This is a genomic window from Bacterioplanes sanyensis (assembly GCF_002237535.1).
GTDB lineage: Bacteria > Pseudomonadota > Gammaproteobacteria > Pseudomonadales > Oceanobacteraceae > Bacterioplanes > Bacterioplanes sanyensis_A.
Window position 1 is genome coordinate 2,395,044 of sequence record NZ_CP022530.1, and the last position, 16,359, is coordinate 2,411,402.

The following is a 16,359-nucleotide window of genomic DNA, read 5'->3' on the forward strand; positions in this document are numbered from 1 at the left end:
ATGAAAAATCCTCAGCGCGTTTTGCTTGGCGTCAATATTGACCATGTAGCCACATTGCGGCAGGCACGTGGGACGCGTTACCCCGATCCGGTTATGGCGGCCATGCTGGCGGAGCAAGCCGGTGCGGATGGCATCACCATTCATCCAAGAGAGGACCGCCGACACATTCAAACGCGCGATGTGTATGTATTAAAGGAAACCCTCACGACACGTATGAACCTAGAAATGGCGGTGACGGAAGACATGCTGTTGCTGGCCGAGGAAGTGCAGCCGGAAGCCTGTTGTTTGGTGCCGGAAAAACGCGAAGAGCTGACCACCGAAGGCGGCCTGGATGTCGTCGCTCAGCAGGCTGAGGTGGCTGCTGCGGTGCAGCGTTTGCGTGAGGTGGGTAGCGAAGTGTCTTTGTTCATCGATCCCGACGAACAACAGATTGATGCGGTGCTGCGTTGTCAGGCGCCGGTTATCGAGTTGCACACCGGTGCCTATGCCGATGCCGAGACCGAGGCCGAGCAGCAACAGCAGTTGCAGCGCTTACAGCAGGCGGCTGCTTATGCGCGCAGCTGTGGCTTAATCGTCAATGCAGGTCATGGTTTGCATCAGCACAATGTTGAGCCCATCGTTGCCATCGACGGCATGAATGAACTGAATATCGGCCATGCCTTGGTGGCGCGCGCGGTGTTTGTTGGTTTGCCGAAAGCCGTCGCTGATATGCGAGCACTGCTGCAGCGTCGATGAGGGAGCTCGAAAGCCTGCCTGCCATTGTCGGAGTCGGCACTGATTTGCTGGATGCCAGGCGCATGGAGCAAGCCTGGCAGCGCCGCGGAGAGCGTTTGATCGAGCGGTTTCTAACGCCGCCAGAGCAAGCGCTGTGGCATCAGCGTCAGCGTTCGATGAACTTTGTGGCCAAGCAGTTTGCCGCCAAAGAGGCATTAGCGAAGGCGCTGGGGACCGGTATCGCAAAAGGTGTTGGTTTCCAACAGCTGCAAATACTGCGTGACCAAGCCGGTGCCCCTTTGGTCAGCCTATCTGGTGCAGCACAACAGCGACTGGAGTCGCTGGGTGGACGTACCGCTTGGGTCAGCCTCTCCGATGACGGCAGTTGGGTGCAGGCATTTGCTGTGCTCAGCCGCTGACGGTTGTGTTGACTGTATCGATCACTTATCCAGAGTTTCTGGCTCTGCCACAGGTGTGACACCGAGCATGGCACGCCAATCGTTGCTGTCGGCCCATTGCAGCAAGCTATCGACTTGTTGCATGCAGTGTTTCATGTGCTGTGGAAAGGTATGCACAACGCGACCTTTTAGCGCGGTTTCGAACTCGTCCAGTGCCTGGCGTAAGCAGGGTACGCCGCAGTAGCGTGTGGCACCGTGCAGCCGATGCACTGCTGCCAGCAAACCGTCGTAATCTTCCAACTCCCATTGCTCGACGATGGCGGCTCGGTCTTTTGGCAGTGAGTCCAACAGCATGTCAAACATTTCTTCAGCCAGATGCGGGCGGTTGCTGGTGACTTGCAGTGCGGTCGCTACGTCCATGACACAGTCTGCTCGCGGTGCATCGCCGGTGGGAGCGCTCTGGTAGGCGCTGGAGTAGCGCGTCCATTGCTGAATGCTGTCGGCCAGTTGTTGCTGGCTGATGGGCTTGGTTTGGTAGTCGTTGAGGCCAGCCTTAAGCAACGCTTCTTTTTCGTCGGCCATGGCATGGGCGGTCAGCGCGATGATGGGCAGTCGTGCTTTGCCAGGCAATTTACGTATCGCCTGACTGGCTTCAAGACCGTTCATGCCGGGCATCTGAATGTCCATGAACACCATGTCCACGGTATGCTGCAAACATTGCTCGATAGCGGCATGGCCCGAGGTGGCGGCGATGGCTTTCACCCCTAATTCCTGCAGCAGGGTAATGACCAGCTTCAAGTTGGCATCGTTGTCGTCGACGGCCAGTACCGTCGGGACCGGCACGTTTCCGGGCGCAGGCAGTGATTGCGAGGGCGTGTCGTCGCTTTTCTCTTGAATATCGCCGTGAATGGCAGCGTCCAATGCTGCTTTCAATTTACGATGGGAGAAGGGATTGGTCAGTGCGATGTAGGCCCCTAATGCTTCTAAGCTCTCTAGCGCACTGGCTTGAAAACTATGGCTGAGGACAATGACCGGGGTTTTGCTATGGCTGAAGTCGTACTGAGAGGTGTCGCCTTCTAACGACACTATGATGGCATCCACCGGGTGAGAGGGCGAGGTCAGCCACTGCGTCAGTTCCGACGGCTGAGCAATGTCGATCACGGCCATTTGCCATTGTTGCAATAGATTGCTTAGGTTCATGCGCGACAGGTTGTGTGGCTCGTACAGCGCCACGTGCGGTGTGCGATCAAAGGCTTCGCTGAATGGCTCATCAGCCAGCTCTAAATCAACCGAAAAAGTAAATGTCGTGCCATTGCCGGGTTCGCTATGCACCTGTATATCACCATGCATAGCTTCAACCAACGCTCGGGCGATGATCAGCCCCAGGCCAGTACCACCAAATTTGCGCGCAGTGCTGGAGTCCGCCTGACTGAAAGCTTGGAACAAGCGGCTGGTCTGCTGTTCGTCCATACCGATGCCGGTGTCTTGCACAATAAACTGCAACGTAGCGCGATCTTGCTCGCGGCTGATGAGGGACACCTGTAAGGTGACGTGGCCATGCTCGGTAAACTTGATGGCATTGTTGACTAGGTTGGTGAGAATTTGCTTCAGGCGCAGAGCGTCGCCGCACAAGCATACAGGCACATCGGAATAGAGCAGGTGGTGCAGCTCCAGTTGTTTACTATGTGCTTGCGGCGCCAACATAGTGAATACATCGTCGATGACATCGCGCAGCGTAAACGGCTCGCGCTCCAGTGCCAGCTTGCCGGCGGTGATTTTGGAAATATCCAAAATGTCGTCAATGATGCGCATCAGATCTTTGGATGAGCGCTGAATGGTGTGCAGAAAATCTTGCTGGTGCGGCGTCAGTGGCGTGCGTCCAAGTACATCACTGAAGCCCATAATGCCATTCAAAGGTGTGCGAATCTCATGGCTGACGTTGGCCAGAAACTCCGATTTCACTCGGCTGGTCTCCAAAGCGCGGCTGCGGTCGATGGCCAGCTCGTGGTTACGCACTTCTAGTTCGTCCAGGGTTTCTTGCAGGTCACGTGTGGTCTGCTCCAGCGTCTGCTGGTGCTCGACATGAGCTCGTTGCAATGCACTGGCGAGCGAGTTCACACCAGACGATAGCAACTGATATTCACCACCATCCTCGATGTGGATACGAGTATCGAGGTGGCCGTCTTCGAGTTTGCCAATCGATTCGACGATGTGAGCCAGCGGTGCGGATACCTGACGGCTGATGCGTACCGCCATCAGTAGGCAGAAAAACAGCGAGCCGACAATAATGGCTAAGGCCGTGGCCAAGTGCTGATACTGCTCCAGGCGGGTATTGGTGGTGGACAGCTCCAATTCTGCCCAGCCCAGCAGTTGCGGCGGAGCTGAGTCGGACTCGGCGAAAAACTGATCGGACACCTGCTCTGCGATCACCAAATGCTCAGCATAAACCGGGGCGCGTACCCGAATGGAGCCGTCGGTTCTGAGTAACTGCAGTTGGTCGCTGCTGAGCTCCGTTGCCCCCATGCGCTCGGTGAGCATTTTCGGCCCAGCATGAGCCAACATCTGCACGTCCTGGTTATAGATGCTGACCGCTCGAACGTCGCGCTCTTCCAGCATGCTGTTGGCAATGTTCTGTAATATGCCAGTATTGCCAGTCATGACGCCGTATTCGCAGGTCGGTGCCAGCTGCTTGGCAATGGCCAACGCGCGTTGTTCCAGCAGGTCGCTTAAGGCGTGGCTGCGATCCAGAACAAAAAAGCCGCCGAGTAATAACGACACCACAATGCCGGGCAACATGGCCAACAGCAAAATCTGGTTCTGGACACTCCACTTTTTCATACTGGCCTTATTAGCGAATCAGCTGACTGCCCTAGGGTATCGGTAGCGTTACGGCAGAGCAACGGACAGCTGGCCAGCCAGCGTAAAATCTCGACTTTACATGACTTCATAAGCAAATATCGTTTGGCTATTACGATTTTGCCGCGCCTATCGTTATGATGCGCAGCGTCTCACTAACCGATAAGGCACTCAGGTGACTCACAACTACCCAACCATCGCCGATTGTGTAGGGCAAACTCCTTTGGTTCGTTTACAGCGCATGCTGCCTGCTGACTCTAGCAACACAGTGTTGCTCAAGTTGGAAGGTAACAATCCGGCAGGCTCTGTAAAGGATCGCCCGGCGTTGTCGATGATCCAGCGGGCACAAGCACGCGGCGACATTCAACCCGGCGATACATTGGTTGAAGCGACCAGTGGTAATACGGGCATCGCCTTGGCGATGGCGGCGGCGATCATGGGTTACAAGATGATCTTGATCATGCCGGATAACGCCACCATGGAGCGGCGCTGGGCGATGCAGGCCTACGGCGCTGAGCTGATTTTGGTCAGTAAAGAGCAAGGTATGGAGGGAGCGCGAGATTTAGCCCTAGATATGCAGGCACAAGGCCAAGGCAAGGTGTTGAACCAGTTCGGAAACATGGACAACCCGGAGGCTCATTATCACGGTACCGGCCCTGAAATCTGGCAGCAAACTAAGGGTGCCGTTACGCATTTCGTCAGCTCGATGGGCACTACGGGCACCATCATGGGGACCTCGCGCTATTTAAAAGAGCAGAACCCAGCGGTGCAAATCATCGGTTTGCAGCCTGCGGAAGGGGTATCTATTCCGGGCATTCGACGTTGGCCAGAAGCTTATTTGCCGACGATTTATGATCAACGTCGTGTCGATCAGGTGTTAGATATCAGTCAGCAGGAAGCGGAAGTGGCCATGCGTCGTTTGGCGCGTGAAGAAGGCATTTTCTGCGGCGTTTCCTCCGGCGGCAGCGTCGCTGGCGCGCTACGCCTGGCGCAGCAGCTTGAGCAGGCGACCATCGTTTGTATCATCTGCGATCGCGGTGATCGTTATCTGTCTTCGGGCGTATTTGCTCCTGAATCGAGCTAATAAATTAGTAATAAAATCATCACTTGTTTGTCAATGGCGCTGCGGATGGTTACCAAAGCGCCCTTGAAATGCCTCTCTGAATCCTAATAATGCCCGCTGCTGGCCGTTGTTTGGCCGCTCATTATTAGAGGAATTCTCTGTGCGCTCCCCCACGTCGCGTCTGCTGACGCTGCAAATCGACAGCTTAAACTCCGAAGGCATGGGCGTTGCTCGCCGCGGTAGAGACGTGTTTTTTGTCGCCGGTGCGCTGCCTGGTGAGGTGGTGGAGGCAACACTGGGCGAACGCCGGCGCAAGGTGTGTTACGCCAAGGTAAAGCGTGTCATTGAGCCCAGTCCACATCGTGTTGAACCGGCTTGTGCGCATTTTCAACGTTGCGGCGGCTGTCAGCTGCAGCACTTGGATTATCCACAGCAGGTCGATGCCAAGCAGCAGCGAGTGCAGCGTGAGTTCTCCCGTGCAGGTGTTGATGTTGAGTTTTGGCAGCCCCCTTTGGTTGCCGCGCCTTGGCACTATCGTCGTAAAGCGCGCCTTGGGGTTCGCTTTAGTAAAGAAAAGCAGGAAGTCTATCTGGGCTTTCGCGAGTCGGCTTCGTCACACATCAGTAGCATTGATTTCTGCCCTGTGATGGTGGAACACCCACTGCTGAACTGGCAGCAGTGGCGCGAATTTTTACAGCAATGGCCGAGGCGCGCCGAGCTGACACAAATCGAGGCTCTGCAAGCGGATAACGCCTTGGTATTGACGTTGCGGCTGCTGAAGCCTCTGGCGCCTGACAGTGAGCAACAATTAATCGCATTTGTGAACAACCAGGCAGAGGCGTTGCCGGTACAGTTATGGTTGAAGTACCACAAACATGCGCCGCCAGAGCCTTTGCGGACAGATTATCCAGAGCTGGTGCATCAGGTCGATGGCCATGATTTGCAACTGCAACCGGATGATTTTGTCCAAGTGAATCGTGCGGTGAACTTGGCCATGGTGGAGCAAGCGATGGACTGGCTGGCACCAGAGCCAGATGAGCAGATCGCCGACTTGTTTGCCGGTCATGGCAATTTCAGCATGGCACTGGCTCGGCGCCGTGCCAATGTGGTGGCGGTGGAGGTCCAGGCCAATATGGTATCCAGCTTGCAAGAGCAGGCGCGGCGCCAAGGTCTGGCGGTCACGGCGCAACAGGCGGATTTGTCGTCCGCGCAGGCGCTTCAGGCCTTGCCAGCGCTAGACGCCGTGCTGCTTGATCCGCCCAGGGCTGGTGCTGCGGCGGTGGTTGAACACCTGATAGATAACCCCGTCGGGCGCATACTGTATGTTGCCTGCGATGCTGCTACGCTAAGTCGCGACTTGGGCAGCCTGGTAGCAGGGGGTTACCGAGTCACACGCGCAGGAATAATGGATATGTTTCCACAAACCCATCATGTGGAAACCATGGTGTTGCTAACCAGGGTGGGGAAATAGTTATGGTTAAAGTACGCGAAGATCACCCGTTGTTGCACGATGGTTCACTCGACGTCGAACGCTGGTTAGACAGCATTCAACAATCGCAAGATGTAAAAGACCCTGAGCGACTGCACGAGGCGTTGTTGCTGGCTAAGCAGTTGTCTGACGAGGCCATAGCGAACCGTACTTACTGGTCCATTGACAGTGCCCAGATGGGTATTGAAATGGCCAATGTATTGCTGGATTTGCGGTTAGACACCGATTCCATCGTCGCCGCTATTTTGTATCGCGCCGTGCGCGAAGGTCGGTTGGCGTTGCAAAAAGTCGAGCGTCAGTTTGGTGAAACCGTCGCCACCTTGATCGAAGGTGTATTGCGCATGGCGGCCATCAGTGCGATCCAGAACTCGTCTGGCGACAGCGTATTAGGTCAGCGAGAAGCCCAGGTAGATAACCTGCGTAAGATGCTGGTCGCCATGATCGACGACGTCCGTGTGGCGCTGATTAAACTAGCTGAACGCACGTCCGCCATCCGCGCGGTCAAAGACGCGCCAGAAGATAAGCGTCGCAAAGTAGCTGACGAAGTTTTCAGTATCTATGCGCCTCTGGCGCATCGTTTAGGTATTGGTCATCTTAAATGGGAGCTAGAGGATCTTTCCTTCCGTTACCTGCAGCCTGAAGCGTACAAGCAAATCGCGTCTTTGCTGGATGAAAAGCGCATGGCGCGCCAGCAGTATATTGAGCAAGCGGTGCATCGTTTGCGCGACGAAATGCTGGCCGCTGGTATCAAATGCGATGTTTATGGCCGGGCCAAACACATTTACAGCATTTGGCGAAAAATGAGTCGTAAAAATCTGGATTTTTCCCAGATTTACGACATCCGCGCGGTGCGCATTTTGGTGCCGACCATGCGCGACTGCTACGCCGCGTTGGGTATTGTCCATTCCTTGTGGCGCCACATCCCGCATGAATTTGATGATTACATCGCTAATCCGAAGGAAAACGGTTATCGCTCATTGCATACCGCGGTGATTGATACCGAAGGCAAAATTCTGGAAGTGCAAATCCGCACCCACGATATGCACGAGGACGCAGAGTTAGGCGTCTGTGCGCATTGGTTGTATAAGGGCACGGATACCAGCGCCAAAGATCAGGGCTATGAGCAGAAAATTGCTTGGCTGCGCCAGGTGCTGGAATGGCACGAAGAGCTGGACGATTTACCAGAATTGGCCGGCGAATTTCGTTCCGATATCAACCCCGATCGCATTTATGTGTTCACGCCAGATGGCCATGTGGTCGATTTGCCACCCAAAGCGACACCGGTGGATTTTGCTTATCGTGTGCACACCGAGGTGGGTAATAAATGCCGCGGTGCAAAGGTAAACGGTCGCATTGTGCCTTTGACCTATTTGCTCAATACCGGCGAGCAGGTGGAAATTCTCACCAGTGCAAATGCCCACCCAAGCCGTGACTGGCTGTATCCAGATTCGGGTTATCTGCACACCACCCGTGCCCGCGCCAAAGTGACCCATTGGTTTAAACGCCAAGCGCGAGATCAGAATATTGAAGAAGGTCGCCAATTGGTGATGCGTGAACTGGATCGGTTGGACTTGGCCGACGAAGCACTGCAGCCAGTGGCGGAAAAAATGAACATGAAGTCCACCGATGATATGTACGCTGCGGTGGGCGCTGGGGATTTGCGCCTGGGGCAAATTGTTCACCAAGTTTTACAGCAGGTGGATCAACGTCAGCCGGCGCCAATGGACCAGCAAGAGTTGCCATTACTGCGCCGAGCCGCTGCGCCTAAACGCACGGATGACTCAGCCAACGATGTCTTTATCGAAGGCGTTGGCAACCTGTTGACGCAAATGGCCAGCTGTTGTTCGCCGGTTCCTGGTGACGATATTTGCGGTTACATCACCAAAGGCCGTGGTGTCGTGGTGCATCGCAGCGACTGTGACAATGTGCTGCATTTGGGTGCCCATGAGCCAGAGCGTATTTTGCAGGTCAGCTGGGGAGATGAGCCGCAGCATCGCTATCCGGTGGACATGAAAATTTCTGCTTACGATCGCACCGGTTTGCTGCGAGATGTCAGCGCGTTGTTGGCCAATGAGCGCATCAATGTGCTGTCGGTGAATACGCAAACCAACCGCAACGATAATACGGCGCTGATGAGCTTAACCGTAGAAGTTGACAGCTTGGAGCATTTTGCCCGGCTGATGAATAAAATCGATCAATTGCCGAACGTGATTGCCGCGCGGCGTATTCGGGGAGGGGTGTAGTGCCGTATCAGCTGGATGATTTATTGTATTGCATGGCACGGCTGCGCAACCCGAAAACCGGTTGTCCATGGGATCTAAAGCAAGATTTTCACACTATTGTGCCGCATACCTTGGAAGAAGCGTACGAAGTCGCCGACGCCATTGAGCAACAAGATTGGCCACACCTCGAAGAGGAGTTGGGTGATCTGTTGTTCCAGGTGATTTTTTACGGTCAGTTGGGGCAGGAGCGTGAGTATTTCACTGTCGCTGGCATCATCGACAAGCTGGTGCAAAAGCTTATACGCCGTCATCCTCACGTATTTCCTGGAGGCACGCTGGAGAGTGAGCGAGATGCCTCAATTAGCCCAGACATTGCCGAAGTATCGGTCAATTGGGAGGCGATAAAACAGCAAGAAAAGCCGTCTGCGCCCACTTCTATTTTGGCCGATGTGCCGTTGGCGTTGCCGGCGATGCAGCGTGCGGTCAAGTTGCAAAAAAAGGCCAGCAAAGTTGGGTTCGATTGGCCCGACGTTGACGGCGTTATGGCCAAAATTGAAGAAGAGCTGCAGGAGGTGGTGGACGAGCTGCCTGCCGGTAATGCTCAACGTCTGCAGCACGAAGTCGGTGATTTGTTGTTTGCTGTAACCAACCTTGCGCGGCATCTCGATATTGATCCGGAAGAAGCGTTGCGTGGCTGCAATCACCGTTTTACCCAGCGCTTTGCCCGTGTCGAGAATACGATTGAGCAGCAAGGCGGTTGGCAACAAGCCGATGCCGAGCAGATGGAACTTGCGTGGCAGCAGGCCAAAAAAGCGCTTGCTAACGACTAGTTTCCTTTAACCTCTAGCTAGCGGCGGCGGCGATTCTATGTCCAGGGTCGTTTGCTTCTTTCATGCGATTGGCGAGCAGATCGAATTCTCTTTTCTCAAACGCCAGCGCTGCCATCCTCATGAAAAGATTGTTTCTCCATTTCTTTCAGGACAATATGGGTCTACGGCCAAGAAATGGAGGTTTAAATGAGCGAACTAGATGCCCTATTGCGTGATAAGGTGCGCTTGTTAGGCAATTTGTTGGGGCAAACCATCGCCCGCCATCAAGGCGATGAGATGTTGCAGCGTATCGAAGACATTCGCCAGCAAGCCAAAGCAGCGCGCAGCGGTGAAGAACACGAACGCGATCGTCTGTTGGCGATGTTGAAAACCATTCCAGACGATGCTGTGTTGCCTGTAGTACGCGGGTTTAATCAATTCCTTAATCTGGCCAATATTGCCGAACAGCAGCACGGTGCTAGCTGGCGGCGGGCAGAATTTCTCAATGATGATGTCGATCAGCTGTTTGATGATTTATTGAATCGCCTGGAACACAACGGTGTGCGCGGTAGCGATTTGTGCCAGCAAGTGGCGGACGTTGATATTGAACTGGTGCTTACGGCGCACCCGACTGAGGTTACACGTCGTACCTTGATCCAGAAATACGACGAAATTTCGCAATTATTACAACAACGTGACGACTTGCGCGACGATCACCCGCAGTTGCAAGCCATTGAGCAGCGTTTGTCGGTATTGGTGGAAGAAATCTGGCAGACGGATGAAATTCGTCGTGTTCGTCCTACGGCTGTGGATGAAGCCAAGTGGGGATTTGCGGTGATCGAAAACTCACTGTGGCACGCTATTCCACAACTGACGCGCCATCTCGATGAGCAATTGTTGGCACGCGGCAGCGAAGCCTTACCGCTGACGGCTGCACCAGTGCGCATCGCCTCGTGGATGGGCGGTGATCGTGATGGTAATCCCAATGTGACGTCCCGCGTTACTCGTGAAGTATTGTTTTTGTCGCGCTGGATGGCGGCGGATTTATTCCTGCGTGACATTCACCATTTAAGCGGTCAGCTATCGATGACCGAAGCCAGCAGCGAATTACGTCAAGCGTATCCTGAAGATGAACCTTATCGCGCCTGCATGCATCAGTTGCGAGAACGCTTAAAAGCGACACGCCGTTGGGCTGAGGCCAAGGCGTCGGGAAAGAAAACCGATAAACAGCCATTATTGAACGACGACGAACTATTGCAGCCTTTGTTGTTGTGTTACCACAGTTTGGTCAGTCAAGGCATGAAAACCTTGGCTGACGGCCATTTGCTTGACACCATTCGGCGGGTCGCCTGCTTTGGCTTGACTTTGGTGAAGCTGGATGTGCGACAGGAGTCGACTCGCCACAGCGATGTTATGGCCGAACTGTGCGATTTCTATCAGTGGGGCGATTATTACAGTTGGAGCGAAGAGGAAAAGCAGGCATTGCTGTTGCGGGAACTGCAATCACGCCGTCCGCTGTTTCCTCGCCACTGGCAGCCATCAGACAATGCCCAGGAAGTGCTGAACACCATGAAGGTGCTGGCCGCTGAAGAAGGGGCTGGAGTATCTTGTTACATTATTTCTATGGCCAGTGAGCCGTCTGATATCTTGACCGTGGCGTTATTGCTGCAGGAATGTGGCGTTCGCCATGCGTTGCCCATCGTGCCTTTGTTCGAAACCTTAAATGACCTAGAGCTGGCCACGCCGCGGATGAAAAAATTGTGGCAAGTGCCTTGGTATCAGCAGTATTGCCAGCAGCGCCAACAAGTCATGATTGGTTATTCCGACTCCTCCAAAGACGCCGGACAATTAGCCGCTGTGTGGGCTCAGTACCAAGCGCAAGAAAATCTGACGCAAGCGGCAGAAGAGGCCGGCATTCGGTTGCGTTTATTTCATGGTCGCGGCGGAACGGTGGGGCGCGGTGGCGGCCCGGCGCACAGCGCTATCTTGGCGCAACCGCCAGGTTCCGTGAAAGGTGGCTTACGCGTGACTGAGCAAGGCGAGATGATTCGCTTTAAGTTTGGTTTGCCAGCAGTGGCTTTGCGTAACTTAAAGGTCTATGTGTCGTCGGTATTGGAGGCAAACTTATTGCCACCGGCTGCCCCTGAGCCGCAGTGGCGTTCGTTAATGGAAACGCTGGCGCAAGATGGTGTGACTTCTTACCGTGCCATGGTCAGAGACGAGCCTGACTTCGTCACCTATTTCCGCGCCGCAACGCCAGAGATGGAATTGGGTAAATTAGCCCTCGGTAGCCGACCGGCGCGCCGCAAAGCCGGCGGTGGCATCGAAACCTTGCGCGCCATTCCCTGGATCTTTGCCTGGACGCAAATGCGTTTAATGTTACCGGCTTGGTTAGGCTCTGACGCCGCGCTGCATGCCAGTATTGGTCGCAACGAAATTGACACCCTGCATACTATGTATGAAAAGTGGCCATTCTTTCGCACCTACATAGATATGTTGGAAATGGTGTTGTCGAAATCCGACTTAGCCATTGTCACTTATTATGAGCGCCGTTTGGTGCCAGTTGAGTTGCAACCACTGGGCAGTTTGTTGCGCCAGAGGCTGGAGCAAGCGCGTGAGCTGGTACTGGCGATCAAACAACAACCACATTTATTGCACGATAACCCCGCGTTGCAGTACTCCATGGACGTTAGAAACCCGTACACAGATCCGTTGCACTATCTGCAAAGCGAGCTGTTGTACCGTGAGCGTCAAGCTGGCGACAGCAGTCATGAGCAAGTTGAGCAAGCTCTGAAGGTGACCATGGCGGGCATCGCAGCGGGAATGCGCAATACTGGCTGATTCTCTGGCTGGCGCTGTGTCGGTGGATTTCGGCCCAGCGTCAGCCCGGCTAGACCAAAGTCGCCCGTCACTAAGCGGGCTTTTTCTGGATGACGACTTGAGACCAAGCGTGGGTCAGAGTAAGGTTAGGCCTATTTTTTTGCATTCTGGCCGAAAATTGATCAGTCAGTTCAGCATACAGCTATTCATTAACCACAAGGAGTATGCGCATGCGCGTAATTCTGCTGGGTGCTCCCGGTGCCGGTAAAGGTACGCAGGCACAGTTTATTTGCGACAAGTTCACCATTCCACAGATCTCGACGGGTGATATGTTGCGCGCAGCCGTAAAAGCAGGCACTGAGTTAGGCCTGAAAGTCAAAGAAATCATGGAAACTGGTGGCCTGGTATCGGATGACATCATCATCGATTTGGTCAAGGAACGTATCCAACAACAAGACTGCAGCAATGGTTTCTTGTTTGACGGTTTCCCTCGCACCATTCCACAAGCACAAGCCATGATTGACGCTGGTGTCGCCATTGACCATGTGGTTGAAATTGACGTGGATGACGAAGAGATTGTGAAACGTTTGAGCGGTCGTCGTGTACATCCAGGTTCTGGTCGTGTCTACCATGTGGAATACAATCCACCGTCGGTCGCTGGCAAAGACGACGTCAGCGGTGAAGATTTGATTCAACGTGACGATGATCAAGAAGAAACCGTACGTAAGCGTTTGGCCATTTATCATGACCAAACGGCCCCATTGGTCAGCTTTTATAAAGAACTAAAAGCCGATCAAGGTGATAATGCGCCGAACTACCACCACATTGCAGGTGTTGGATCGTTGGACGATATTAAAGCAGCGGTGCTGTCTGCATTGTCCTGATATTGCTATTTATATCATTGCCGGGGAATCCGGCAATGATATCGTCTTCGCTATAAATCACTTCTTCATAAAATCCTCGGTTGCTTGCGCGGCAATTGACGATATATACCAACCTTACTGTCATATCGGCCAATAACGCGAAATAGAACGTCAGTTCTCGCGGGTTCTGGTCAACGTCAAAGCCTGTGGTTCAAATCTTAATGGCCACGCTGGCGTGGCAGGGCAGGGCTTCACCGTACGGTTTGACGCTCCTACCCAATCGACACCCTTTGCACCCGTTAGCATTAGGCGAGTTGTGCGGATCGCCACTCTAGCTTATAGAAACGCTGAGCGATGTTGATCTCAATGCACAGTTTCTCAAGGTAGAAGCACACTGCTGAGGCGCACTTCCTTACGGAATATCGCTGATATTTCAGCAGCGGCCTATTCATTAAATATGATGCTCGGGTTGGCCAACTGGGCAGCTTCTGTCGCTGGCAGGGTAATTATCCGCTGTGACTGGTTAACGCATTTCTCTGGGGGCGCCAGTGATATCTGATATCTACTGTGCTATCAATGAACTCCTGGCTGCTAATTTGTCTCTTGGTTCAATATGGTTGAGCTGGCGGGAGAGTGATGGGGTGTGAGGGGTGAGTGGTAGGAGCGACATGCATGCACTAGAGGGTGCCTTCAGAGTTTTAGAGAAGGCTGGTCATAGTTTTGGAGCACCGGAACGACTGCTGATAAATCCTGCTGCCATGTTTATACAAGTCACCTCTGGGAAGGTATGGCCGCTGAATGGCAAAAGACTAGGTTGATGATGGAGCGCTAACTCTTTTGTTGCAGTGAATACTCGCAAATATGTAGCCGAAGAGTTTTGCTGTCACCCGAAATCTGCCAAATTTTGACGCTCAAGTGACAAGAAAGCAGTTGCAGGTATCGAAATTTACACAAAGTGGCCTGAATGTGGCGTTTTATCGCATAAATATTTTGGTTTTTGTTATATAAATACTATTATTGCACTGGGTGGAATTTTGGATTCTCGATTACGTATACGTTTGCTTCAGTTGTTATGTGTGGCTGAATGTCATCGCGTGAATGTGGCAAACCTTATGTGCTGAACTTGCACTGAGCTACGATAGTCATAATCCAGAGCAATATATGTAAGCCCCGTCGTCAGTGCCTGCGCTGGCGTTTGCTAAAGATTTAGGTGAAAACAGAGGAATTAAATATGGCCAGACCTAAAAAAGCCCCTGCCAAGCGCGGTCGCAAGCCAGCAGCGAAAACAGCTGATAAGGCTGTACCTGCGGTGATCGCTAAGGCTAGTGCTGCCTTACTTAAAGCCGAGTCTGCTGTTGCAACTCAAGAAGGTAAAGTACAAACCGCAGAGAAAGCTGCGGTAGAAGCCAAAGCGAAAACCACCAGCCCTCGCGCTACTGCTGCGACAAAACGTGCGGCAACCCGGGCGGCTGACAAGGTTAAGGCTGAAAAAGAAAAGCTGCAAAAGCTGAAAGCGGCGATGCGCAAAGCCAAAGCAGGCCTGAAAGTGGCTGAGTTGGAAGCACGCATCCTGGAAGTTCAGTCACAGGCTGAGCAAGCAGTTCAGGAATATCAAACCAAGCTCAGCGAAAAAGCTGAAGCTGAGTTGAGCAAAGCGCTGCAAGCCTTTGAAACAAAATGGCGCAAGCAGCAAGAGCGCAAAGATGGCGCTAAAGTAAAATCGCAACAGAAGAAAGAACAAAGCAAAGCGGCTGCGGCCGTTAAGAAGTTGCAGAAGCGTTTGGCAGAAGCTGCCGATGCCGCTGAGAAAACTTCTCGTCCAGGGCGTCCAGCTAAGGCTGCGGCTTCCAGCACCGAAAAAGCAGCGCCTAAGCGTCGCGGTCGTCCACCAAAGGCAGCAACAGCGACGGCAGAAAAAGCAGCACCTAAGCGCCGTGGTCGTCCACCAAAGGCAGAAACAGCGACTGCAGAAAAAGCAGCGCCTAAGCGCCGCGGTCGTCCACCAAAGGCAGCAGCAGCCACCGCAGAGAAAGCAGCACCTAAGCGTCGCGGTCGTCCACCAAAGGCGGCAGCAGCCACCGCAGAGAAAGCAGCGCCTAAGCGTCGCGGTCGTCCACCAAAGGCGGCAGCAGCCACTGCAGAAAAGGCAGCACCTAAGCGTCGCGGTCGTCCACCAAAGGCAGCAGCTGCGCCGAGTGCAGAAAAAGCAGCGCCAAAGCGTCGTGGTCGTCCACCAAAGGCGGCAGCAGAAAAAGCGGCAGCTAAGCCTGCAGCACCTGCAAAGGTTGAAACTGCGGATAAGCCAGCAGAGTAATACCTTAAGCATCGCACCAGCCCGGTGCGATGCTTCTTCCCCCCTTCTATGTCGACGTGGTCTATTCTCTGACCAGACAAACGACCTTTGTTATACTCCCGCCCCTTTCAACCACGACCTGAGTTGTTATGGCGAACTTATTGATTTTGGATGCTTCCTCTACTTTTTGCTCCGTGGCTTTAAAAACAGCAGACGGTGTCGTGGCCCAGTCTGAGGTACAGCCGCGTAAACACGCCCAGCGTTTGCTGCCGATGGTGGACGAAGTTCTGGTTCGCTCTGGCCTGGCTCGACAACAACTCGATGGTATTGCTTATGCACGTGGGCCGGGGTCATTTACTGGAATCCGTATTGCCGCATCGGTTATGCAGGGCATTGCTATGGGGCTTGATTTACCCGTGTGCGGTATTTCTACCTTACAAGGGCTGGCGCAATCGCAACTAAAACCAGACGGACAGCGCATGCTAGCGGTACTGGATGCGCATATGGGTGAAGTATTCTGGGCGCAATACCGTTATGAAAATGGACTAGCGCTACTCGACGGTGAAGAGCATGTAGGGTCGCCAGACCTTTATTTGGCGAACACGGATGAAACACTATCCGCCGTTGGCAATGGTTTGAAATTGGCGCCGTTACAACATCGTAGCGGTAACCCTGACAAAGAGCTGGTAGCAGAAGACTTAGTCCCTTTGGTTTTGCAGCAATGGTCAGCAGGCGGCTTTGGCTGTATTGAGGATCATCAGCCGGTGTACTTGCGAGAGGGTGTCGCTTGGAAAAAACTGGCTGAGCAACCCAGCTTGCTGAAGCGGTAAGT

General features: G+C 53.6%; 11 protein-coding genes. 10 read left to right on the plus strand and 1 reads right to left on the minus strand.

The window, feature by feature from the left end:
- Together pdxJ and acpS are read left to right on the plus strand one after the other, a co-directional pair.
- On the plus strand, window positions 1-735 hold the full coding sequence (pdxJ, locus tag CHH28_RS11160) for a pyridoxine 5'-phosphate synthase (RefSeq protein WP_094060383.1): 735 nt from the start codon (window positions 1-3) through the stop codon (window positions 733-735).
- Window positions 732-1,133: a holo-ACP synthase gene (acpS, locus tag CHH28_RS11165; protein ID WP_094060384.1), complete on the plus strand. Its 402-nt coding sequence runs from the start codon at window positions 732-734 to the stop codon at window positions 1,131-1,133. Before pdxJ ends, acpS begins: the two co-directional genes overlap by 4 nt.
- A gap of 21 nt (window positions 1,134-1,154) precedes the next feature.
- On the opposite strand, the gene CHH28_RS11170 is transcribed toward acpS, so the two are convergent.
- Window positions 1,155-3,950: a response regulator gene (locus CHH28_RS11170; protein WP_094060385.1), complete on the minus strand. Its 2,796-nt coding sequence runs from the start codon at window positions 3,948-3,950 to the stop codon at window positions 1,155-1,157.
- A gap of 193 nt (window positions 3,951-4,143) precedes the next feature.
- Here CHH28_RS11170 and cysM point away from each other — a divergent pair, with 193 nt between their 5' ends.
- From cysM to tsaB, 8 genes are all read left to right on the plus strand, one after another.
- Window positions 4,144-5,052 carry a cysteine synthase CysM gene (cysM, locus tag CHH28_RS11175; protein ID WP_094060386.1) on the plus strand — a complete coding sequence of 303 codons (909 nt, stop codon included), beginning with the start codon at window positions 4,144-4,146 and terminating at the stop codon, window positions 5,050-5,052.
- Between the two features lie 139 nt (window positions 5,053-5,191).
- A complete protein-coding gene (locus CHH28_RS11180) occupies window positions 5,192-6,502 on the plus strand; it encodes a methyltransferase domain-containing protein (protein WP_094060387.1) in 1,311 nt (436 codons plus the stop codon).
- A gap of 2 nt (window positions 6,503-6,504) precedes the next feature.
- Window positions 6,505-8,763, plus strand: a complete 2,259-nt coding sequence (relA, locus tag CHH28_RS11185; protein ID WP_094060388.1) for a GTP diphosphokinase — start codon at window positions 6,505-6,507, stop codon at window positions 8,761-8,763.
- Window positions 8,763-9,572: a nucleoside triphosphate pyrophosphohydrolase gene (gene mazG, locus CHH28_RS11190; protein ID WP_233243614.1), complete on the plus strand. Its 810-nt coding sequence runs from the start codon at window positions 8,763-8,765 to the stop codon at window positions 9,570-9,572. Before relA ends, mazG begins: the two co-directional genes overlap by 1 nt.
- A 186-nt stretch (window positions 9,573-9,758) precedes the next feature.
- Window positions 9,759-12,392: a phosphoenolpyruvate carboxylase gene (ppc, locus tag CHH28_RS11195; protein ID WP_094060389.1), complete on the plus strand. Its 2,634-nt coding sequence runs from the start codon at window positions 9,759-9,761 to the stop codon at window positions 12,390-12,392.
- 209 nt (window positions 12,393-12,601) lie between these two features.
- Window positions 12,602-13,255, plus strand: a complete 654-nt coding sequence (adk, locus tag CHH28_RS11200; protein WP_094060390.1) for an adenylate kinase — start codon at window positions 12,602-12,604, stop codon at window positions 13,253-13,255.
- A gap of 1,210 nt (window positions 13,256-14,465) precedes the next feature.
- Entirely contained in the window at window positions 14,466-15,548 is a 1,083-nt protein-coding gene (locus CHH28_RS11205) for a hypothetical protein (RefSeq protein ID WP_094060391.1), read from the plus strand.
- Window positions 15,549-15,676: 128 nt separating this feature from the next.
- Window positions 15,677-16,357: a tRNA (adenosine(37)-N6)-threonylcarbamoyltransferase complex dimerization subunit type 1 TsaB gene (tsaB, locus tag CHH28_RS11210; protein WP_094060392.1), complete on the plus strand. Its 681-nt coding sequence runs from the start codon at window positions 15,677-15,679 to the stop codon at window positions 16,355-16,357.
- Window positions 16,358-16,359 lie beyond the last annotated feature (2 nt).

Coding starts and splice junctions, on each gene's coding strand:
- pdxJ (WP_094060383.1), top strand. CDS start 1: ATGAAAAATCCTCAGCGCGTTTTGCTTGGCGTCAATATTGACCATGTA.
- adk (WP_094060390.1), top strand. CDS start 12,602: ATGCGCGTAATTCTGCTGGGTGCTCCCGGTGCCGGTAAAGGTACGCAG.
- ppc (WP_094060389.1), top strand. CDS start 9,759: ATGAGCGAACTAGATGCCCTATTGCGTGATAAGGTGCGCTTGTTAGGC.
- CHH28_RS11205 (WP_094060391.1), top strand. CDS start 14,466: ATGGCCAGACCTAAAAAAGCCCCTGCCAAGCGCGGTCGCAAGCCAGCA.
- CHH28_RS11170 (WP_094060385.1), bottom strand. CDS start 3,950: ATGAAAAAGTGGAGTGTCCAGAACCAGATTTTGCTGTTGGCCATGTTG.
- acpS (WP_094060384.1), top strand. CDS start 732: ATGAGGGAGCTCGAAAGCCTGCCTGCCATTGTCGGAGTCGGCACTGAT.
- tsaB (WP_094060392.1), top strand. CDS start 15,677: ATGGCGAACTTATTGATTTTGGATGCTTCCTCTACTTTTTGCTCCGTG.
- relA (WP_094060388.1), top strand. CDS start 6,505: ATGGTTAAAGTACGCGAAGATCACCCGTTGTTGCACGATGGTTCACTC.